Below are 20,778 nucleotides of genomic sequence, written 5' to 3' on the forward strand. Positions count from 1 at the left end.
CTTGAGCACATGATCTCGTCACCGCGCGGCAGCGATCTCTGGCAGCGACTCCAGGGGCTCGATGCCGAGCATCCGTCCGACTGGCAGCGTCCTGGTCCGTCCCGGCGTGCGCTGCGCACCGATGTCATCGTCGCGATCGTCGCGGTCGGCCTCATGGTGTTCTCGAACTGGGCCGTGCTCGAGCTGCGCAAGGGGACCGACCCGTCTGAGGTCGGTGGTCTGCTGCATGACGAAGATCCGGCTGCTGCCCTGGTCGGCATGTTCCTCGTGCCCGCGATGTACGGCGTCGCCATCGCTCTCCGCCGGCGATTCCCGTTGTGGATGCTCGTGCTCAGCACGGTCGCGTTCGTGTCGGCGTTCGCGTTCACGTACCTCGACACGGTCGTCACGCAGATCGGGTACTTCCTGCTCATCTTCACGGCGGGGGCCTGGAGCAATCAGCGGGTGATGGTGACGCTGCTGCGCATCGCCATCACGGTCGGCATGACCGTGTGGGCTGTCGTCGATGCCTTCACGCGTGCGACGCTCCTCTTCGCGTTCTCGGAGTCGAGTGACAGCGAGAACTGGATCTCGAGCGTCTTCACGGCCTACACGCTGCTCATCAACGTGCTCTACTTCATCGGCGCCTTCTGGTTCGGCAACTCCGACTACCGCCGGGCGGGGCAGCGCGCCGCGCTGGTGGAGCGCACACGCGAGCTGGAGGAGTACGCGGAGGCGCTGGCCGACGAGCGCAAGCGGGTGGGGGAGCAGGCGATCCGCCTTGATCGCGTGCGCATCGCGAGAGAACTCCACGACGTGGTCGCGCATCACGTCTCGCTCATGGGCCTGCAGGCGGCCGCGGCTCGGCGCACCGCAGAGACGTCGCCAGAGAAATCTCAACAGGCTCTGCTCGGTGTCGAGCAGAGCGCGCGCGTCGCGATCGAGGAGCTGCACTCGCTTCTCACGACGCTGCGCAGCGCGGATGCGGAGGACGGCGATGGTGCGCCGACGCCCGACGACGGCGCACCCGGGATGCAATCAGGTGCATCCGCGCCGTCGACGCACACCGTCGAGCAGGTGCCGGCCCTCATCGAGGAGCTGCGCGGGGCAGGCATGGCGGTGGAGTTCAGCACGTTCGGGGAGCCGCGACCCGTGTCGCCGCTCACCGGCATCGCCGTGTACCGCGTGCTGCAGGAGGCGCTCACCAACACGCGGAAGCATGCTGGTCCCGAGGCCCCCGCCGACGTCCGGCTGCGCTATCTGGAACGAGGAATCGAACTCGATGTGACCGACGACGGGCCGGCGTCCTTCGCCCACGCCGCGGCCGCGAGGCAGACGAGCGGCGCGGGCGGGCTCGGGCTCGTGGGCATGCGGGAGCGTGCCCGAGCCGCGGGAGGCGAGGTCACCACCAGCAAGCGAGGTGGCGGCGGTTTCCGGGTTCTCCTCCGGGTGCCATATGACCGGCAGGTGTGACGGCGTGCCCCGGACTTCAGCGCTACTCGGACAACTCCCGGTAACCTCGCCCGGATACGGTCACGAGAACGACACCGCTGCTGCGGGTGCCAAAGGAGGCCAAGTGTCTGAACAGATCCGCGTGGTGCTGGTCGACGATCACCAGCTGGTGCGCATGGGCTTCAAGCTGATCCTCGAGTCCGAGGCCGACATCGTCGTCGTCGGCGAGGCGACAGACGGCCGTGAAGCCGTCGCCGTCGTGGAGCAGCTCAAGCCGGATCTGGTGTGCATGGACGTGCAGATGCCCGTGCTCGACGGCATCGCGGCGACACGCGAGATCATGAAGCTCGGCGACTCCGCCCCGCGTGTGCTCATGCTGACGACCTTCCGCGACGAGGCCGCCGTCCGCGACTCGCTGCGCGCTGGAGCGAGCGGATTCGTGCTGAAGAACTCCCCGCCGGAGACGCTCGTCGAGGCCGTGCGGGTCGTGCACTCGGGCGATGCCCTGCTCGACCCTCAGGTCACACGGGGCGTTATCGCCGGCATGCTCCGCGACGCCCCCGAGCCGGCCCCGACGCAGGTCGCGGATGCGCTGCAGGTCGGCGTGCACGACGACGGCACGTCCCAGGCGCCCAGCCAGCATCCCGCACTCGCCAGCCTCACCGAACGCGAGAGCGAAGTGCTGGCGCTCATCGCGGAAGGTCTCAGCAACGCGGACATCGCAGCGCGCCTGTTCGTGTCCGAAGCCACCGTGAAGACGCATGTCTCGAACCTGCTCGCGAAGATCGGGGTGCGCGACCGCATCCACGCGGTCATCTTCGCCTACAACGTGGGCGTCGTCGCACCCGTCGAGTAGCGCCCCTCTGGCCGATAAGCCGCCACCTCACCCGAGCGGATGAAGCGGCCCAGGTCGAGTTCCGTCGCGCGGCCGATCCATCGGCCCGCCGTTGTCCGTAGCGTCGTCTGCATACCCAGAGACGGTGCGGCGTCGGACGTCGCGCGAGACAGGAGGGGTGATGCTCTCGATCCAGAACATCTCCAAGACCTACGGCGACCGCAAGGTGCTCGACGATGTGAGCTTCTCCGTGGAGCCGGGCAAGCTCACGGGCTTCGTCGGCGGCAACGGCGCAGGCAAGACCACGACGATGCGCACGATCCTCGGCGTCGTGAAGCCTGATGCCGGAGTCGTCACGATCGACGGCCGTCCCGTCGTCGTCACCGACCGGGCCCGCTTCGGGTACATGCCGGAAGAGCGTGGCCTCTACCCGAAGATGAAGGTCAAAGAGCAGGTCACCTACTTCGCCGAGCTGCACGGACTCAGCGCCAAGGAGGCTGCCAAGAACGCCGACCGCTTCCTCGAGGACCTGGGGCTCACGGAGCGTGCAGGCGACAACGTCGAGGACCTCTCGCTTGGCAACCAGCAGCGGGCGCAGATCGCCGCGTCGCTCGCGCACGAGCCAGAGATGCTCATCCTCGACGAACCGTTCTCCGGACTCGACCCGCTCGCGGTCGAAGTCGTCCTCGAGACATTGCAGGGCTTCGCAGCCCGCGGTGTTCCCGTGCTCTTCTCCAGCCACCAGCTGGACGTCGTCGAGCGGCTCAGCGACAACCTCGTCATCATCTCCGGCGGCGCCATCAGAGCGAGCGGCGACCGACACGAGCTGCAGGAGCGCCATTCCGAGGGCATGCACCGCATCTCCGTCGCCGGTGACGCTGGCTGGCTCCGGGACGAGCCAGGCATCACGGTGCTCGAGTTCGACCGCGGGGATGCGATCTTCGTCGCCGACTCCGGGGAGACGGCGCAGCGCATCCTCCGCACGGCCCTCGACCGGGGTCCGGTCTTCGGCTTCGGCCGCCACATCGTGAAGCTCTCCGACATCTACCGGGAGGTCGTCGCATGACGAACACACAGGAAACCAGGTCTCCCCAGCGCGCCGCAGCCGCGGCGCCGCGGCCTCGCCAGTTCGGCCTCAGCTCCGCGAAGGGCATCCAGCTCATCGCGAAGCGGGAGATCCTCGTGCAGGCCCGATCGCGCGCCCAGCAGATCTCCTTCCTCATCACCCTGCTGCTCGTCGCGGGCGGCATCGTGGCGGTCGCGCTGTTCGGCGACGCCATCGGGGGCGGCTCGACGAAGGTGGCGACGGTGTCCGACACGACGTCGATCGCTTCCACGGCTGGCCTCGAGGCAACCGAGGTCGCATCCGCAGAGGCCGCTGCCCAGCTCGTGCGAGACGGTGAGGTCGAGTACGCGGTGCTGACCCCCGCGGATGCTCGAGGCCTCGAGCTCTTCACGGGCGACGGGCAGCCGGCGAGCGACCTCGGCGACGGTGCGTTTGTGCTCATCGGGCTCGACGGGGTGCCGACGGAGGACTCCATGGCCCTCGCCCAGGTGCCCCCGTCGTTCTCGCTCGAGGCTCCCGAGGTGAACCCGGCACTCGGGTACATCATGGCGGTCGCGTTCGGCGTGCTCTACTTCATGGCGGCGATGGGCTACGCGTACACGATCGCTCAGAGCGTCGTCGAGGAGAAGCAGTCCCGCATCGTCGAGATCCTGCTCTCGACCGTCACACCTCGCGTCATCATGGCGGGCAAGGTCATCGGCAACAGCATCCTGGCGCTCATCCAGGTGGCGGCGATCCTCGCCGCCGCGGCCATAGCGCTCGCCGCGACAGGCCAGGGGGCGCTGTTCACGCTCATCGGGCCCGGCTTCGTCTGGTTCCTGGTGCTGTTCGTCTTCGGGTTCGTGCTGATCGCCACGCTGTACGCGGGCGCATCCGCGATGGTGTCGAGGCAGGAGGAGGTCGGCAGCGTCACGACGCCCCTCATGATGCTCATGCTCATCCCGTACATGCTCGTGATCCTCTTCAACAGCAACGCGCTGCTGATGACGATCCTCAGCTACATCCCGTTCTCGGCGACCATCGCGATGCCGCTGCGCGTCGTGCTCGGGCAGGCCGAATGGTGGGAGCCGATCCTGGCTCTGGTGATCCTCATCGCGACGAGTGCGGTGTCGATCATGATCGGCGCTCGCATCTACGAGAACTCCATCCTCCGCATCGGCGGACGGGTGAAGCTCAGCGACGCCCTCAAGGGGTAGTCGCAGACCGCCACAACCGGCAGCACCGCACATCTCTAGCGGGTCAAGCTAACGCTTGGCCCGCTGAGTTGTATGAAGTGTGCAATTTGGAGTGTCCGGGCGCGCAGAATCCTCGTGCCCTCCCACCGGGAAATGGCGAGTGTCCGTGGCCCGACCTAGCGTGGAGGCATCCCAACGTTGCAAAGGAGCATCCGTGTCTGACATCAGCATCAACGATCCGGAACTCGACGAGCCCGTTGCTCTCGAGCAGAGCCGCATCGATGTCGGCTGGCTGTCGCAGCAGCTGCTCGGCACCTGGCCGGAGGAGCGCTTGCGAGCACGAGCGAACTCGGCGCGGCCCGAGCTGTGGCACGACCCGGCCCTCGCGACCTCGGAGCACCGCGACCGTGTGATGGGCCAGCTGCGCATCCTCGTCGAGGAGGGCGCCGTCAACCTCGCGTTCCCGAAGCGCCTCGGCGGTGAGGCGAACCACGGTGGGAACATCGCCGCCTTCGAGGAGCTCGTGGTCGCCGACCCCAGCCTTCAGATCAAGGCCGGCGTGCAGTGGGGACTCTTCGGCTCTGCCGTCATGCACCTCGGCACCGACTACCACCACGACACGTTCCTCCCCGGCATCATGAGCCTCGAGGTGCCAGGCGTCTACGCGATGACCGAGACCGGCCACGGCTCCGATGTGGCCTCGATCGGCACCACCGCGACGTACGACGAGGCCACGCAGGAGTGGGTCATCAACACCCCGTTCCGCGGGGCGTGGAAGGACTACCTCGGCAACGCGGCCCTGCACGGCAAGGCGGCGGTCGTGTTCGCGCAGCTCATCACGAAGAACGTGAAGCACGGCGTGCACGCGTTCTACGTGCCCATCCGCGACGAGCGCGGCCACTTCCTGCCCGGCATCGGCGGTGAGGACGACGGCGTCAAGGGTGGCCTCAACGGCATCGACAACGGGCGCCTGCACTTCACCCAGGTGCGCGTGCCTCGACGCAACCTCCTCAATCGCTACGGCGACGTCTCGGAAGACGGCACGTACACCTCACCCATCAAGAGCCCTGGCCGACGCTTCTTCACGATGCTCGGCACCCTGGTCCAGGGGCGAGTCTCCCTCGACGGCGCCTCGGTGGCCGCCTCGAAGGTCGCGCTCAAGATCGCCATCACCTACGCCAACGAGCGACGGCAGTTCGCGGGCGGCGACGGCGAGGAGACGGTGCTGCTCGACTACGGGATGCACCAGAAGCGGCTCATCCCGCGCCTCGCGACGACCTACGCGTTGAGCTTCGCGCACGAGAACCTGCTCAAGCAGTTCCACGGCGTCTTCTCCGGCGAGCTCGACACCCCGGAGAATCGAGAGGACCTCGAGACGCTCGCGGCCGCACTCAAGTCCCTCTCCACCTGGCACAGCATCGACACGCTCCAGGAGGCTCGAGAGGCGTGCGGCGGGGCCGGGTTCCTCGCCGAGAACCGCATCACGCAGCTGCGTCACGACCTCGACATCTACACGACCTTCGAGGGCGACAACCACGTGCTGCTGCAGCTCGTCGGCAAGCGACTCCTCAGCGACTACGCCGAGCAGTTCAAGGGTGCCGATCGAGGCGAGGTCACCCGCATCGTCGCCGAGCAGACGGCCGAGCGCATCTACTCGGGGTCCGGCCTCCGCGGCATCGGCCAGATCGTCCTCGACCGCGGCAGCCGAGCGAGGTCCGTCGGCTGGCTCCGGCAGCCCGCGACGCAGCACGAACTCCTCACCGCGCGAGTCGAGACCCTCGTCTCCGAGATCGCCGCGAAGCTGCGCAACGCCAAGAAGCTGTCCAAGTCGGAAGCCGCCGCGCTCTTCAACCGCCACCAGCCGACCCTCATCGAGGCGGCGCGGGCGCACGGGCAGCTCCTGCAGTGGGAGGCGTTCACCGACGCGATCACCGCCATGCCCGAAGGCAAGACGCGGCAGGTGCTCACGTGGCTGCGCGACCTCTTCGGTCTCGGCCTCATCGAGGAGAACCTCGCCTGGTACCTCATGTCGGGGCGCCTCTCCGTGCCCCGCGCCCAGGCTGTCTCCGCGTACCGAGAGCGTCTCATCGCACGGCTGCGCCCGCACGCCGGCGACCTGGTCGACGCGTTCGGCTACGGGCCCGAGCACATCCGAGCGGCGATCGCCTCCGGTGCGGAACGCGAACGTCAGGACGAGGCGCGCGCCTACATGAGGGCGCAGCGTGAGTCCGGCAGCGCTCCGGTCGACGAGAAGGCGATGCAGGCCGAGGAGAAGATCAAGCAGCAGAAAGCGGGTGCCAACGCCTGACGATCGCGACCTGACCGGCCGCCGGCCTCCAACCTGAAGCAGCGGCTCGGGCCGAGGTGCGATACTCGGCGGAGCGTTTCCCGCGCCCCCGCAAGTCGAGGAGAGCACCACTGCATGACCGTTGAACCCCGCCGTGCCGTCGCGATCATCGGCAGCGGCCCTTCGGCGTGCTACACGGCGCAGGCGCTGCTCAAGCTGAGGCGCGACGTCGATATCACCATGTTCGAGCGCCTGCCCGTGCCCTACGGACTCATCCGCTACGGCGTGGCACCTGACCACGTCGGGACCAAAGCGGTCACCCGTCAGTTCGATCGACTCTTCACCCGCTCGGGTGTGCGCTTCCTCGGCAACGTCGAGGTGGGGCGCGACGTCGACCTCGAGTCCGTGCGTGACGCGTTCGACGCAACCGTGGTCGCGACGGGGCTGCACGCCGACGCGCACCTGCCGCTCCCGGGCTTCGACGACGCGCGAGTCGTCGGCGCCGGTCGCTTCATGCGCATCCTGAACCAGCACCCCGGCGACGAGGTGTCGCTCCCCGCACTCGGCGCTCGCGTCGCGGTCGTCGGGAACGGCAACGTGGCGATCGACATCGTACGGCTGCTCGCGAAGCACGAGACCGACTTCGAGGGCTCCGATGTGCACTCGCCGCTGCTCGAGCAGGCCTCGGGTGAGCTGCGGACCATCGAGGTGCTCGGGCGCTCCCTCGTCGACCAGGCGAAGTTCACCCCTTCGCTGCTCGCCGAGCTCGGACGCATCGACGATGTCCGCTACGAGGCGTTCGGCGTCGATGCCGCATCGCTCGAGGATGCTCCGGAACGATCGGCGCAGGCAGCGGCGCTCGCGTCGCTGCTGGCGCGGGAGCAGCCTGACGTGCCTCGCATCACGGTGCGTCTCCGGTTCGGCGTGGCGCCGGTCGCCCTGGCAGCCGAGGTCGACGGGGGAGCTCCCCTCCGGCTCTCGGTCGCCGGCCCCGGTTCCTTCGAGCCCCAGGCCGCATCGACGGTCGCCGAGCCTGCTTGCCTCGACGTCGACTCGGTCATCACGGCGGTCGGCTTCCACCGCGGTGACGCGCACCTGCTGCACGCGCTGCTCGGCCACGAGCAGGACGTCTTCGCGGCGGGTTGGGCGAGGCGCGGGCCGCAGGGCACCATCGCCGAGAGTCGGGCCGAAGGGCAGACGGTCGCGCGTGAGGTCGAGGAGTGGCTTGCATCCGTGGATGTGAAGCCCGAAGGCGAGCGGACGGAGCTGCTTGCGCGACTCGACGACGTCTCCGTGAGCTTCGCCGAGTGGAACGTCATCGACGAGCACGAGCAGCGTCAGGCGGGCCCCGGCCGCGTGCGGGCGAAGGAGCAGGACACCGAACGCCTCCTGCGCATCGCTCGCGGCTCATCCGAGTCCTCGGCCGCCGTTGCTCCGCTAAGCTCCGACCCGTCCGTGCCAGAAGCCCCAACCCCCGATAGCGACAACTAGGAGCAGCTCATGAGCATCGTCATCCTCTACGGAACGGAGTCCGGAAACGCGGAGATGGTCGCCGGCGACCTTGCGGACGCCATGCCCGACCGTGAGGTCACGGTCGAGGACATGTCCGTCTTCGAACCGGAGGAGCTCGAGGAAGGCACGTTCTACCTCTTCGTCTGCTCGACCCACGGCGACGGTGAGCTGCCGAGCGGGGCCCTGCCCTTCTGGGAGGAGCTGGACGCCATCCGACCGGCACTCGACGGCTTCCGCTACGGCATGTTCGGGATGGGCGACTCCACCTACTCGGACACGTACAGCCAGGGCAGCGAGCACATCGACCGGCTCATGACCGAGCTCGGGGCGCAGCGGGTCGGTGAGTACGGGCGGCACGACGCCAGCTCGCGGCAGACCGCGAGCGACGCGGCACTGGCCTGGCTCCCAGGCCTGCTCGCAGCGCTCGAGGCCGCCGGCATCGACGCGTAGCGCAGGGAGCTGTGCCCTCGGTCGTGGTGGCCAGGGTCAGTCGCCTGCGGGCGGCGAGTGTCGGATGGCCGTGGACAGGGAGAGTGAGGTCACGGTGTTCTTGACGCCCGGGATGGCGGCGATGCTCTCCCAGACCTCCTTGATGCGCTCGACCGAGCGGGCCTCGAGGAGCACGAACAGGTCGTAGTCGCCGGTCAGGATGTCGCATCTGATCACCTCGGGGACCTCCGCGAGCGTTGCGAGGACATCGGCCCCGCGCATCCGGTCGGCGCGGTAGACGAAGAGCACGGCGGAGATCGGGTGGTCGTGGGTGTCGGCGTCGCTGCCCCGCACGAGGGTGTAGCCCTCGATGACCCCGTCTCGTTCGAGGCGCTCGATGCGCTGCTTCACCGCGTTGCGTGAGAGTCGGACCCGGTTCCCAAGTGCGACGAGCGGGATGCGCGCGTTCTTGGTCAGCTCTCGCAGGATCTGCGCGTCGATCTCGTCTCGTGGCCGCATCGTCATTGCTGCACCCCCTCCATGCGTGTGACATTAGCACTATGACATGGTTATATTGCATAGGGCGTGGAACGACGACGACGCGATGACGCGTCACAGGAGAGGAACACGATGGTTCTCAGGACAACGGTTCGAAGCAGGATCCGGGTGTACTGGCCAGTGCAGCCAGCCACGTTCGCCGAGGTCGTCGCCGGCAACGTCTCGGTCTTCAGGGAGAGTCCCGACGTGCGCCCACTGCGCGACGTGCTCGCGTCGTTCTCGGAGGTCGGTGACTTCGGTGACTACAAGACGGTGACCGAGGTGTCGATCGGCTTCGAGGGCTTCACCGTGGGGTCAGGAGCTCAGCCGACGCTCGGGTCCGCTGGCGAGCGGACGATTTCGCCCACGCTCGCGGTGACGACGCACGTCGACGACGCACTCGGCTCTGCTCGGCTCACCGAGATTCTCGAGCGCATCGTCGAGGTGCATCCATGGGAGGTGCCCGTGATCGAGGTGACCGAGGGGGTGACGCTCGTCTCGCGGGGGAAGGGGACGAGCGCGCTGGCCTCGAGCGGCGCCAGCTCGAGTGATGCCTGGTCGCAGCTGAGCGCTGCGCTCGAGGGGCGCGTCTACACGGATCTCACGCACGCCTTCCACGCCGGGCAACCCCATTTCCCGGCGTTCCCGGACGAGGAGCGTGAAGAGCTTTTCTCCCTGGAGCGTGGAGACGGATTCACGGCGCACCGGTACTCGCTCATCGGACAGTGGGGCACGCACGTGGACCCGCCATCGCACTTCGCCGCCGGAGGGCGGGCTGTCGACGAGCTGCCAGTCTCCGAGATGATCCTCCCGCTGGTCGTCCTCGACATCAGCGAACGTGCGGCGAGCGACGCGGATGCGACGCCGGTGCTCCGGGATGTCGAGCGCTGGGAGGCGGAGCACGGACGGATCCCCGCTCGCGCCTTCGTGGCGCTCCGCACCGATTGGAGCCACCGCTGGCCCGACGCCGCAGCCATGGCCAACACGGACTCGGACGGTGTGAGCCACACGCCCGGATGGTCGCGCGAGGTGCTCACCTTTCTGATCGAGGAGCGTGACATCGCGGGTGTCGGTCATGAGCAGACCGACACGGATCCGGGTGTCGCGACCTCCGCTGGCGACTTCAGCCTCGAGCGATTCCTGCTCGAGCGGGATCGGTGGCAGGTTGAGCTGCTCGCGAGTCTTGATCGCGTGCCGGCGGCCGGCGCAGCGGTCGTCGCGACCTGGCCGAAACCGCAGGGCGGAAGCGGATTCCCCGCTCGAGTCTTCGCGATCCACTGACCCTCGCTAGGCTGGCGAGCGTGGAGTCGAATTCGAGCATGGGGCGTGCCCTCGACGTGCTCACCACGCTCGCCCAGCTGACGCGGACACCTCCGCACCGTGCGACGGTGGCTCAGGTCGCGGGTGCGCTCGACCGTGATCGCTCGCAGGTCTCGCGAACGCTGAAGCACCTTGCCGAGGATGGCTCGGTCCTGAGGCGCGATGACCGGAGCTACGAGCTCGGATGGCGCGGCTACGCGACCGCTCAGGAGCTCACGGAGCGACGCCTGAGGATCGATGGCCTCACGCTGCTCGAGGGGCTCGCGCGGGACACCGGCGAGGCCTGCTTCATCGGCGTCCTGAGCGGTGACAGCACGGTGACGATCGTGGAGGCACTGCCGAGGGACGCTCGCATGATCGGCTCCTGGCTGGGCCGCCCGTATCCGGCGTTCTGCTCGGACGCAGGGCAGGGGACGCTCTGGGATGCCGACGACGACGAGGTGGCCGCCGTGCTCGCGGTGGCGGACTTCCGGGCGTCAGGGCCGAATGCTCCGGTCGATGTCGGCGACTTCCTCGAGCGCCTGGAGCGCGCGCGTCGGCGCGGGTACTCGATCGTGGATGAGGAAGCAGAACCGGGGCTCTACTCTGTCGGCGCTCCGATCTGGGACTTCCGCGGCGAGGTGATCGCGGCCGTGCAGATCGTCGGCGCCCGTGCGGAGATGGTGCCGAAGAGCGATGAGCTCGGGGCTGCGGTGGCCCGGACCGCCGCGCGCCTCTCCGAAGTGCTGGCCGCTCCCGCCTGCTGACGCTCAGCTGCCGGAGGTGGCGAGTGCCGTGATGCGCGCGGCCGCGGCCTTCATCGCCGCGATCAGGCCGGGGGTCTCGGCTTCAGGGAGGGCTTGGGAGACGCAGCTGAGCGAGGCCACGATGGCCTCGCCCTCGCCTCGGAGGGGGACAGCGAGATCGCTCGACTCATGTTCGAACTCCTCGAAGGCGTCGACGTGACCGCTTGACCGATCACGGTCGATTCTGGCGGCCAGCTCGGCGATCGAGTAGGCGGCGCGGGGTCCGCCGACGCCGACGAACTGCGCGTTGCCGAGGAGCTGCTCCAGCGTGCCGAGCGACGAGTCCCAGAGGAGCGCACGCCCGGCCCCCGTGCACCAGATCGGGGTGACCATGCCGGGGCGCAGCGACGCGGTCGTCCCCGACGTCGGCGACTCGAATCGAAGGAGCAGTGCGCGGTCGCCGAGTGACGCCGAGATGCGCGCATCCACGGGGAACCGGGCGACCAGGGAGCGCAGTTCGCTTCGTGCCGCTCGCAGCCACGGGGTGTGGCGGGCGGCGGCCACCTGGAAATGGCGAGGTCCTGGCCGGAAGACCAGCTCCTCGTTCTTCTCCAGCATCCGCAGCTGGACGAGTTCCTGCGTGAGGCGCGACACCCGGCTGCGTTCGATCCCGGTGTGGTCGGCGAGCCTCGACACCGTGAAGGCGGAGCGGCCGGTGGCCTCCCTCTGCGTCGCTGCGGTCAGGAGCGACAGGCCCTGCGCCAGCGAGGACTGCTGCTGCATGGTGCGATCTCCTCGGAGTCGAGCTCTCTGCGTGTCACCTCGAATGTCGGCGACGGTGGGGGCTTCAGCGTACTGCGAGCGCGGGCCGACGGGCGGCGCTGCCAACCGCGAATCGGGGGAGGATACGCCCCCAGGCGGTGTAGAGGTCTGCGGCGATCTGCGTGTTGGCGAGTTCGAGGTCGTGGCTCGTCACCTCGCCTCCGCCCTGCCTGCCGTAGAGCACGACATCGTCCCCCGGGAAGACGCCGTGGACCTCCGTGACGTCGATGATCAGGCAGTTCATGCCGGGCAGGTCGATGACGGGCGCGCGCTTGCCGCGGATGAGCACCTGCGCGCGACCGCCCAGGCTCCGATGGAAGCCGTCCCCGTAGCCGACCGGGACCGAGGCGAGCACGGAGTCGCGTTCGAGCACGTGGGTGCGTTCGTAGCCGACGGTCTCGCCGGCGGAGTATCCGTTGACGGCGGCGACGCGGGATCTGACGGTCATCGCCCTCCGGAAGCGCTTCGGGTCGGCCGTGGTGTCGCCGTAGAGGGCGGCCCCGATGCGGACGAGGTCGAGTCGGGACTCGGGCACGGTCAGGCCCGCGTACGAGGTGGCGCAATGGCGGTCGATCCGCGAGGTGGCACCCTGCTCTCGCAGCACGCTCGTGGCGGTCTCGGCCTCGTCGACGAACCGGGCCGTGCCGGCTCTGATGTCCTGCTGATCCTCGAGGGGGAAGTGCGTCGCGATGCCGCGCACATCGAGTCCGGGGAGGGATGCGAGCGCCCGAAGCTCTGCGAGGCCTGCGGGGCGTGACACGTCGATGCCCTCCCGCGTGATGCCGGTCGAGTTCACGGACAGGTGAACGGGAATCGATCGACCGGAGGCGGTGGCGATGGCCGAGGCGGTTGTGGCGTGCGGGAAGCCGCCGATCCACTCCTCGATGTTCCAGTGGACCCCCGCCTGCATCTCCTGCGGCTGCGCAGAACGCAGCCGCAGGAGACGCCCCGTGAAGCCAAGGGCGCGGAGTTGGGCGGCTTCACGGTTACTCGAGATGCCGAGCATCTCGATGTTCTTGGCGATGACGACGGGGCCGAGCAGGTCGATGCCGTGCCCGTAGGCGTCCGCCTTGAGGACGATGCAGAGCGTGCTGCGTCCGGCGAACTCCCGCTGGATCTCCTGGAGATTGTGCTCGATGGCGTCGAGATCCACCTCGACCCAGACGGGTTCCGTCGTCATCCGCGTGCTCAATGCTCTGCGCTTCTCTCCGGTGAGCGCCCACGCCCGGTCTCGGTCGCGGTCCCATCCGGGGCGGCGATGGGTGCCTCCTCGTCGATGAGAAGCCTCGGCTTCGCGCCACGGCGGGTGTAGCGCCACCAGAAGATCACGTAGCAGGCGATGACGAACGGCACCCCGAAGTAGAGGGCTGCGATCTGGTTCGGGTCGAAGGCGATCGCCACGATCGAGACGCTCAGCAGCACGAACGCCAGGATGGGCACGAACGGGTACAGCGGCGTGCGGTAGGCCAGCGTGCGCACGTCGCCACCGCTGCGCACGAACTTCCGGCGGTGGAAGAACTGCGAGGCGACGATCGACATCCACACCGCGACCACGGCGAAGCCCGCGACGGAGACCAGCACGAGGTAGACCGTCTCCGGTGCCATGACGCTCGAGATGAGCGACGCGAGCCCGCCGAGCATGCTGACGCTGAGGGCCACAAGGGGGATGCCGCGGCGGGTGAGCTTCGTGAAGACCTGGGGCGCGTGGCCTTCCTCGGCCAGCGAGAAGAGCATCCGAGCGCAGGAGAACAGTCCGCTGTTGCCCGCGGAGAGCAGCGCCGTGATGATCACGAAGTTCATGATGTCGGCGGCGAACGGGATGCCGATGTACTCGAAGACCGTCACGAACGGGCTGTCGGTGACGCCGGTCTCCTCGTACGGGACGATCGCTGCGATCACCGTGATCGCGCCGATGAAGAAGATCACGAGGCGCAGGACCGTCGACTTGAGCGCCTTGGGGATGTTCTTCGCAGGGTCCTTGGTCTCGCCAGCGGCGACACCGATGAGCTCGGAGCCGCTGAACGCGTAGAACACGGCGAGGGCGGTGACGAGGACACCGGAGATGCCGGTGGGGAAGAGCCCGTCAGGCGTGTCGAAGTTGCTGAACAGCACGGGGCCGCTTTCCGCCGCCTGCCCGCCGAACGGGGCGAAGCCGAAGATCGCCGCACCGCCGAGGATGATCAGCACGATGATCGCCGTCACCTTGATCAGGGAGAACCAGAACTCCGACTCTCCGAACACTCGCGCCGAGATGGCGTTCATGCCGAAGAGCGCCGCGGCGAAGACGAGGCACCAGATCCAGACGTCGACGCCGGGGAACCAGCGCTGCATGAGGATGCCGGCGGCGGTGAACTCGGAGCCGAGCGCGACCGCCCAGCACAGCCAGTAGAGCCAGGCCGTCGTGAAGCCGGTGGCGGGGTTGATGCTTCGCGCGGCGTAGATGTGGAAGGCCCCGGACACTGGGTACGCGATGGCGAGCTCGCCGAGGCAGGTCATCACGAGGTAGACCACGACCGCGCCGATGCCGTAGGCGAGGACGGCGCCGAGCGGTCCCGCCTGCGAGATCGTGTATCCGGAGCTCAGGAAGAGGCCGGAGCCGATGACCCCGCCGAGGGCGATCATCACCAGGTGGCGTGCACCCATCGATCGCTGCAGCTTGCGCAATGGCACCTGCGTGGAGGTGGTGTGGGGGAGCGAGTTGTGCAGCTCGGTATGCGTTGAAGGGGACATGGCTCACCTTTGAGTTCTGTGTCGTGACCAGGATGCTGCGAGTGCTACATAGTCACGTGTTGGTGTCTATATTGCATCTCTCTGGGATATTTCCCAAGTATGCATCCGCCACCGGGTTGCACAAGCACCTACGACGAGGGCAGGCGAAACGGCAGTCGCACCGCCGAAACGTCAGGCGACAGCGGCGAAAAGACAGCATCGGCCTGACGCAGGTGCCGCCCAAGCTGAGGTCACCTCGACCAGAAGGAGACACCGTGAGAACGTACGACCTGGCCCTCATCGGATTCGGCGGCGTCAGCCGCGCACTCGCAGAGCTCATCAGCAGTGACGCTGAACGACTCACCCGACAGCTCGGCTTCAGCCTCAGGGTCGTCGCCATCACCGACCTCGCCTTCGGATCGCTTGTGCAACCGGACGGCATCGACCTCGCCGCAGTGCTGGCCATGCCGCGCGGGGCGGACTTCAGTGCGCTCCCAGGAGGAAGCGCCGACCCACGCAACCACGACGTCATCCAGGACTGCCCTGCCGACATCGTCGTCGAGGCGACCTTCACCAACCCCGTCGACGGTCAGCCCGCCGCCTCACACGTCCGGTGGGCGCTGGAATCCGGCAAGCACGTCACCACGACCAACAAGGGCCCGGTGGCGCTGCACGCCCGAGCGCTGACGGCGCTCGCCGAGGAACGCGGCCTGTCCTTCGAGTTCGAGGGGGCCGTGCTCAGCGGCACGCCGATCCTCCGGTTCGCGCAGCAGATGCTGCCAGGGCTCACGACGACGTCCGTCGAGGGCATCCTCAACGGGACCAGCAACTACGTGCTCGGGCGACGCGAAGCAGGCGCGACACTGGAGGCGGCCATCCGCGAGGCGCAGGAGCTCGGGTACGCGGAGGCGGACCCGACCGCCGACATCGAGGGCTCGGATGTGCGGCTCAAGGTCGCGATCCTCGCCCAGCAGGTGCTGGGCGTCGACGTGTCCCTCGCCAGCATCGACACGCAGGGCATCTCCGGCATCAGCGACGCCGACATCCGCGAGGCCAGCGAGCAGGGGCTTCGATGGAAGCTCATCGGATCGGCGACGAGAACGGATGACGGGGGCGTGACAGCTGCGGTGAGGCCGGTCGCGCTGGGCGAAGAGCACCCGCTCGCCGGCATCGCGGGGGCCACGAACGCTGTGACGTTCACGACCAACCTCCTCGGACAGGTCACCGTCTCGGGCCCAGGAGCTGGTCGTGTCGAGACGGCGTACGCGTTGCTCTCCGACATCATCGCCATCGACGCCGCCACGCGCACGAGCGAACGAGCCGCGGCTGCAGAGCTCGTCGACCTCGTCGGGGTCACGCTGTGACCGCCCGGCTGTCCGTCGTCGGACATGCGCCGGGTCTGGTCGCCACCGGGGAGGAGCTGGTCGTCACGAATCCCGCAGACGGAGCGGTCGTCGGGCACGTGCGCCAGCATTCCGCGGAAGACCTCCCCGAGATCATCGAGCGAGCCCGATCAGGGAGCCTCGTCGCCCGCGCGCTGTCACGCCACGCTCGCGCGACTGTCCTGGAGAACGCCGCCGCCCTCCTCGGCCAGCGGTCGGACGAGGTCGCTCGACTGATCGTCGCCGAAGCGGGCAAGACCATCGTGCAGGCGCGAAAGGAAGTCGCGCGCTGCCAGAACACCCTCAAGCTGTCCGCGGTGCAAGCACGAAGCAACGCAGGCGAAGTCGTTCCATTCGACGCGTTCGAAGGATCGGAGACGCGAACCGGGTGGTTCACGCGCGAACCGCTCGGCATCATCCTCGCGATCACGCCGTACAACGACGCGCTGAACCTGGTCGCGCACAAGATCGGTCCGGCGATCGCCGGCGGCAACTCCGTCATCCTCAAGCCCTCGCAGCTCACCCCGCTCACGGCGAGGCTCCTCGTCGACCTGCTGGTCGAGAGCGGCCTGCCCGCCGAGGTCATCACCACGGTGCACGGCAACCGACTGCTCTCGCAGGCACTCGTCTCCGCGCGCGAGATCCGGATGGTGTCCTTCACCGGCGGCTTCCGCACTGGTGAGGCGATCGCAGCGGCCGCGGGCATCAAGAAGGTCTCGATGGAACTCGGCGGCAACGCCCCGGTCCTCGTCTTCGGCGACGCGGATCTGACCACGGCAGTCGCGCGCTGCGTGTCCGGGTCCTTCTGGGCCGCAGGCCAGAACTGCATCGGCACGCAGCGCATCATCGTCCATGAGTCGGTCGCGGATCGGTTCCGGAACGAGTTCGTCGCGGCCACGTCGAGGCTGACGACCGGGGACCCCTCGAAGGAGTCGACGGATGTCGGCCCCATGATCAGCGAGGCCGCCGCGGACTCGGCACAGCAGTCGGTCGAGGCCGCCGTGGCCGCCGGCGCGCGGCTCCTCGAAGGCGGGCGCGCCGACGGCGCGTTCTTCCCGCCGACGGTGCTCGCCGACGTGCCGCGCAGCCAGTGCGTGTGGGCCGATGAGGCGTTCGCGCCCATCGTCGTCATCGAGACGTTCTCCTCGTTCGAGGAAGCCGTCGACCTGGCCAACGAGCCCGAGTACGCCCTCCATGCGGCGGTCTTCACGAGCAGCCTGAGCACCGCGATGCGAGCGACGCGTGAGCTCGAGGCCGGGGCGGTCATGGTCAACGACTCCTCCGACTACCGCTTCGACGCCATGCCGTTCGGCGGCGCCAAGTACGGCAGCATGGGTCGTGAAGGGGTCCGGTTCGCGTACGAGGACATGACGCAGACGAAGGTCGTCGGCATCCTCGAGTGACGAGGGCGAACCGGACGGCCCGGTGCCGTGTGGTGAGAAGCGGATGTGGCGAGCGGATGCGGCGCGAGCTGCGTCCGCTCCCCGCCCGGCCTCATTTTGGGCACGCTCTCGCGTCGAGGCCCACGCCCGCCGTGCAGCGGAGTAGATTTCGCGCATGACTTTCAACGAGAACGCGAAGCTCGACACGAGCGGCGTGCAGAAGCGTGGCCGGGGGGCCAAGACGGCCGCGATCGGCGGCGGCTCGATCGGCCTGCTCATCGTGGCGTTCCTCGCCTCGCAGTTCCTGGGCGTCGACCTGACGGGACTCGTCAGCGGCGTCGACCAGGGCCAGCAGTCGCAGCAGGAGGTCGAAGGCGGGGGACTCGCCGAGCAGTGCCAGACCGGTGCCGACGCGAACGCGCAGATCGACTGCCGCATGGTCGGCGTCCAGAACTCCCTTGCCGACTTCTGGGAGACGGAGAGCGCCGCCGTCGGCGTCACCTACGAGCAGCCCGGGTTCATCCTCTACGAAGGTCAGACGAGCTCGGCCTGCGGAACCGCGTCCAACGCAGTCGGCCCGTTCTACTGCCCTGGCGACTCGTCGATGTACGTGGACACGTCGTTCTTCCAGCTGCTCACCTCGCAGCTCGGTGCGCAGGACGGACCCCTCGCGGAGATGTACGTCGTCGCGCACGAGTGGGGCCACCACATCCAGCACCAGATGGGGGTCTTCGACACCACGAACCGCACCGACACCGGGCCCACGTCTGACGGCGTCCGCATCGAGCTGCAGGCCGACTGCTTCGCCGGGGCCTGGCTCGGTGAGGCCGCGACCACGGAGACCGCCGAAGGCGTGACGCTCCTCGAGCCGCCAACGCGCGAGCAGGTCAACGTGGCACTCTCGGCCGCGTCCGCGGTCGGCGACGACCACATCCAGGGCCAGCAGGGCCAGGTGAACCCGGAGGCGTTCACGCACGGCACGAGCGAGCAGCGCGTGAACTGGTTCGTCACCGGCTACGAGCAGGGCACCGGCGCCTGCGACACCTTCGCGGTCAGCGGCAACGAGCTGTAGCGCCGGAGCGGCCCCCGCGCGCCGCGCGCCGCGCGCCGCGCGCCGCCGCCGCCGCGCACAAGATTGTGGCCCGGTGCTGCTCATCGAACGATGAACAGCACCGGGCCACAACTCTCTGCCGTCACTGCGCTCCAGGCCGGACCGGGCGGGCCCGAGCGCGGGCCCGAGCGCTAGAACTCCTCGTGCGTGTCCGGGTCCTGGTCCCAGATGCGCCCGCGCTCGAGGCCGGAGAGCGCATCCACCTCGGCCTGGTCGAGCTGGAAGCCGAAGATGTCGAGGTTCTTCGCCTGGCGCTCGGTGGAGCGCGACTTCGGGATCGGTACGGAGCCGACCTCGACGTGCCAGCGGAGGATGGCCTGCGCGGGCGAGACGCCGTGCGCGGCAGCGACCTCGGCGACGACGGGGTGCTCGAGCAGCTCACCGCGACCGAGCGGGCTCCAGGCCTCGGTCACGATGCCGTGCTCCGCGTGGAACTCGCGCAGCGCGGCCTGCGGGAAGAACGGGTGCAGCTCGACCTGGTTGACGGCGGGCGTGACCCCCGTGGCGTCGACAATCCTCGTCAGGTGCTGCGGGGTGAAGTTCGAGACGCCGATGGACCGCACCCGGCCGTCCTTCTGCAGCTGCACGAGCGCGCGCCACGTGTCGACGTACTTCTCGAGGCGCGGCAGCGGCCAGTGGATGAGCAGCAGGTCAAGCTGATCGAGGCCCAGGCGTGCGATCGACTCGTCGAAGCCGGCGAGCGTCTCGTCGTAGCCGTGGAAGCGGCCGGGGATCTTGCTGGTGACGACGATCTCGGAGCGCGGCACGTCGGATGCGCGGATGCCGCGGCCGACAGCTTCCTCGTTGTCGTAGCTGATGGCGGTGTCGAGGAGGCGGTAGCCGAGCGAGAGCGCCTCGCGCGTGGGTTCTGCGGAGTCCTCGCCGGCGTGTGGGAAGGTGCCGAAGCCGATCGCCGGGATCGTGGTGCCGTCGTTGAGTCCGAGTTCAGGAACGTTGCTGGTCACTGTTCGCCTTCCGTCGTTTGTCAGAACAACAAGACCCTAGGATGTGTCGCCGGGAGGTTTCCGACCATGACGCACGAGGTCGTCTGCGTGCCGGGGTCGTGGATTCCACTCGAATCGGCTAACGAGGCTGAGGCAGCCGCCTCAGCGCGTGCTGAGCTCCGACAGCGCCCCCGCGATCGCGTCTCGCAGTGCGGCCGGAGGCTCCTCCCGTGTGGCGAGCACGACCTCGCGGGTGAGCGTCGCAGTATCGATGGGCAGGAACGCGACTGCGTCGTCGTGCCAGGTCGCGACCGAGACGGGGACGACGGCCACGAGCTGCCCCGCCGCGATCATCCCGAGAATCGCTGGGTAGTCGTCGGAGTGCATGCCCGTGCTCGCTTCGAAGCCGGCTCGTCTGCAGAGCTCGCGCGTGGCCTCGTCCAGGGTGTCGCCGCCCGACGCGCCGAACGCCCACCGGTCCTGCCGCAGCTCGGTGAACTCTCGAATGGGTTCGCTCGGCTTCGCAGCGGCGAGCGGATGCGAGCGGTGCACCGCCAGAACCAGGTGCTCAGCGAAGAGCAGCTCCGTCGTGACCTCCGGGGAGAGGTGCGTCGGCAGTCCTGGGGCCTGGAAGAGGACGGCTGCGTCCAGCTGACCTTGCTCCAGCTGCCTGGCGAGCCGTTCGCACTCGTCGAGTGTCAGTTCGAGACTGAGGTGCGCGAGTTCGGCTCGGCGCAGGATGCCTGGGACGACGAGCGCACCGAGGGTGGGGAAGATGCCGAAGCGCACGAGTCGCCGCTCATCGTCGAGCCACGCGTCGAGTTCGGTGAACGCCCTGCGGCCGGCTTCGAGCAGCTGTCTGACACGGACTGCGAACACGCGGCCCGCCGCGGTCGGGGTGCTGCCACGGGGACCGCGTTCGAGGAGCTTGGCGCCTGCCTGCTGCTCGAGTCGCCGGAGATGGTGGTCGACCGTCGGGTGGCTCCATCCCAGCGAGCTCGCCGCGGCGGCGACGGAGCCCTCAGCGAGAACGGCGTCGAAGGCCGCCAGTCCTCTGAAATCGGGAAGATTCGTCGTCGGCCGGTGTGACATTGCTTCAGTCTACGGCTGA

At 68.5% G+C, this 20,778-nt stretch carries 18 protein-coding genes; 12 read left to right on the forward strand and 6 right to left on the reverse strand.

What is annotated here, in order from left to right; translation table 11 throughout:
- Nucleotides 1-9 precede the first annotated feature (9 nt).
- From F8O03_RS01375 to F8O03_RS01405, 7 genes are all read left to right on the forward strand, one after another.
- Nucleotides 10-1,452: a sensor histidine kinase gene (locus tag F8O03_RS01375; RefSeq protein ID WP_151422060.1), complete on the forward strand. Its 1,443-nt coding sequence runs from the start codon at nucleotides 10-12 to the stop codon at nucleotides 1,450-1,452.
- 103 nt (nucleotides 1,453-1,555) lie between these two features.
- Nucleotides 1,556-2,287, forward strand: a complete 732-nt coding sequence (locus F8O03_RS01380; RefSeq protein WP_244295806.1) for a response regulator — start codon at nucleotides 1,556-1,558, stop codon at nucleotides 2,285-2,287.
- Between the two features lie 160 nt (nucleotides 2,288-2,447).
- Complete coding sequence (locus F8O03_RS01385; protein ID WP_151422062.1) at nucleotides 2,448-3,332, forward strand: ABC transporter ATP-binding protein; 885 nt, start codon at nucleotides 2,448-2,450, stop codon at nucleotides 3,330-3,332.
- Nucleotides 3,329-4,528: an ABC transporter permease gene (locus F8O03_RS01390; protein ID WP_151422063.1), complete on the forward strand. Its 1,200-nt coding sequence runs from the start codon at nucleotides 3,329-3,331 to the stop codon at nucleotides 4,526-4,528. The genes F8O03_RS01385 and F8O03_RS01390 overlap by 4 nt, the downstream gene beginning before the upstream one ends.
- Nucleotides 4,529-4,721: 193 nt before the next feature.
- Nucleotides 4,722-6,815 carry an acyl-CoA dehydrogenase family protein gene (locus F8O03_RS01395; protein WP_208851772.1) on the forward strand — a complete coding sequence of 698 codons (2,094 nt, stop codon included), beginning with the start codon at nucleotides 4,722-4,724 and terminating at the stop codon, nucleotides 6,813-6,815.
- A 114-nt stretch (nucleotides 6,816-6,929) separates the two neighbouring features.
- Entirely contained in the window at nucleotides 6,930-8,285 is a 1,356-nt protein-coding gene (locus F8O03_RS01400; protein WP_151422064.1) for an FAD-dependent oxidoreductase, read from the forward strand.
- A 9-nt stretch (nucleotides 8,286-8,294) separates the two neighbouring features.
- On the forward strand, nucleotides 8,295-8,756 hold the full coding sequence (locus F8O03_RS01405) for a flavodoxin domain-containing protein (protein ID WP_104251643.1): 462 nt from the start codon (nucleotides 8,295-8,297) through the stop codon (nucleotides 8,754-8,756).
- 36 nt (nucleotides 8,757-8,792) lie between these two features.
- Here F8O03_RS01405 and F8O03_RS01410 read toward each other — a convergent pair whose 3' ends face one another.
- Nucleotides 8,793-9,260, reverse strand: coding sequence for an Lrp/AsnC family transcriptional regulator (locus F8O03_RS01410; protein WP_104251644.1), 468 nt, complete (start codon nucleotides 9,258-9,260; stop codon nucleotides 8,793-8,795).
- 576 nt (nucleotides 9,261-9,836) lie between these two features.
- Here F8O03_RS01410 and F8O03_RS18320 point away from each other — a divergent pair.
- The gene (locus F8O03_RS18320; RefSeq protein ID WP_244295948.1) at nucleotides 9,837-10,553 is read left to right on the forward strand and encodes a cyclase family protein; all 717 of its coding nucleotides are present in this window, start codon (nucleotides 9,837-9,839) and stop codon (nucleotides 10,551-10,553) included.
- A 20-nt stretch (nucleotides 10,554-10,573) separates the two neighbouring features.
- Complete coding sequence (locus F8O03_RS01420) at nucleotides 10,574-11,338, forward strand: IclR family transcriptional regulator (RefSeq protein WP_244295809.1); 765 nt, start codon at nucleotides 10,574-10,576, stop codon at nucleotides 11,336-11,338.
- A 3-nt stretch (nucleotides 11,339-11,341) separates the two neighbouring features.
- Here the strand turns inward: F8O03_RS01420 and F8O03_RS01425 are convergent, their stop codons facing one another.
- The 3 genes from F8O03_RS01425 to F8O03_RS01435 all read right to left on the reverse strand — a co-directional run bounded on the left by F8O03_RS01425 (nucleotide 11,342) and on the right by F8O03_RS01435 (nucleotide 14,869).
- Nucleotides 11,342-12,100, reverse strand: a complete 759-nt coding sequence (locus F8O03_RS01425) for an IclR family transcriptional regulator (RefSeq protein ID WP_151422065.1) — start codon at nucleotides 12,098-12,100, stop codon at nucleotides 11,342-11,344.
- Nucleotides 12,101-12,164: 64 nt separating this feature from the next.
- A complete protein-coding gene (gene alr / locus F8O03_RS01430) occupies nucleotides 12,165-13,319 on the reverse strand; it encodes an alanine racemase (RefSeq protein WP_151422066.1) in 1,155 nt (384 codons plus the stop codon).
- An 8-nt stretch (nucleotides 13,320-13,327) separates the two neighbouring features.
- A complete protein-coding gene (locus F8O03_RS01435) occupies nucleotides 13,328-14,869 on the reverse strand; it encodes an amino acid permease (protein WP_151422067.1) in 1,542 nt (513 codons plus the stop codon).
- A 254-nt stretch (nucleotides 14,870-15,123) separates the two neighbouring features.
- Here F8O03_RS01435 and F8O03_RS01440 point away from each other — a divergent pair, with 254 nt between their 5' ends.
- From F8O03_RS01440 to ypfJ, 3 genes are all read left to right on the forward strand, one after another.
- On the forward strand, nucleotides 15,124-16,212 hold the full coding sequence (locus F8O03_RS01440; RefSeq protein WP_151422068.1) for a homoserine dehydrogenase: 1,089 nt from the start codon (nucleotides 15,124-15,126) through the stop codon (nucleotides 16,210-16,212).
- Entirely contained in the window at nucleotides 16,209-17,633 is a 1,425-nt protein-coding gene (locus F8O03_RS01445; RefSeq protein ID WP_244295812.1) for an aldehyde dehydrogenase family protein, read from the forward strand. Before F8O03_RS01440 ends, F8O03_RS01445 begins: the two co-directional genes overlap by 4 nt.
- Before the next feature lie 154 nt (nucleotides 17,634-17,787).
- Entirely contained in the window at nucleotides 17,788-18,684 is an 897-nt protein-coding gene (gene ypfJ, locus F8O03_RS01450) for a KPN_02809 family neutral zinc metallopeptidase (RefSeq protein WP_151422069.1), read from the forward strand.
- Nucleotides 18,685-18,854: 170 nt separating this feature from the next.
- Here ypfJ and F8O03_RS01455 read toward each other — a convergent pair whose 3' ends face one another.
- Both F8O03_RS01455 and F8O03_RS01460 read right to left on the reverse strand, forming a co-directional pair.
- Entirely contained in the window at nucleotides 18,855-19,688 is an 834-nt protein-coding gene (locus F8O03_RS01455; RefSeq protein ID WP_151422070.1) for an aldo/keto reductase, read from the reverse strand.
- A 141-nt stretch (nucleotides 19,689-19,829) separates the two neighbouring features.
- Nucleotides 19,830-20,759, reverse strand: coding sequence for a LysR family transcriptional regulator (locus F8O03_RS01460; protein WP_151422071.1), 930 nt, complete (start codon nucleotides 20,757-20,759; stop codon nucleotides 19,830-19,832).
- Between the last annotated feature and the right edge of the window lie 19 nt (nucleotides 20,760-20,778).

It is taken from the genome of Pseudoclavibacter terrae (assembly GCF_008831075.1).
GTDB lineage: Bacteria > Actinomycetota > Actinomycetes > Actinomycetales > Microbacteriaceae > Pseudoclavibacter > Pseudoclavibacter terrae.

Coding starts and splice junctions, on each gene's coding strand:
- F8O03_RS01375 (WP_151422060.1), top strand. CDS start 10: ATGATCTCGTCACCGCGCGGCAGCGATCTCTGGCAGCGACTCCAGGGG.
- F8O03_RS01385 (WP_151422062.1), top strand. CDS start 2,448: ATGCTCTCGATCCAGAACATCTCCAAGACCTACGGCGACCGCAAGGTG.
- F8O03_RS01390 (WP_151422063.1), top strand. CDS start 3,329: ATGACGAACACACAGGAAACCAGGTCTCCCCAGCGCGCCGCAGCCGCG.
- F8O03_RS01400 (WP_151422064.1), top strand. CDS start 6,930: ATGACCGTTGAACCCCGCCGTGCCGTCGCGATCATCGGCAGCGGCCCT.
- F8O03_RS01405 (WP_104251643.1), top strand. CDS start 8,295: ATGAGCATCGTCATCCTCTACGGAACGGAGTCCGGAAACGCGGAGATG.
- F8O03_RS01410 (WP_104251644.1), bottom strand. CDS start 9,260: ATGACGATGCGGCCACGAGACGAGATCGACGCGCAGATCCTGCGAGAG.
- F8O03_RS01425 (WP_151422065.1), bottom strand. CDS start 12,100: ATGCAGCAGCAGTCCTCGCTGGCGCAGGGCCTGTCGCTCCTGACCGCA.
- alr (WP_151422066.1), bottom strand. CDS start 13,319: ATGACGACGGAACCCGTCTGGGTCGAGGTGGATCTCGACGCCATCGAG.
- F8O03_RS01435 (WP_151422067.1), bottom strand. CDS start 14,869: ATGTCCCCTTCAACGCATACCGAGCTGCACAACTCGCTCCCCCACACC.
- ypfJ (WP_151422069.1), top strand. CDS start 17,788: ATGACTTTCAACGAGAACGCGAAGCTCGACACGAGCGGCGTGCAGAAG.
- F8O03_RS01460 (WP_151422071.1), bottom strand. CDS start 20,759: ATGTCACACCGGCCGACGACGAATCTTCCCGATTTCAGAGGACTGGCG.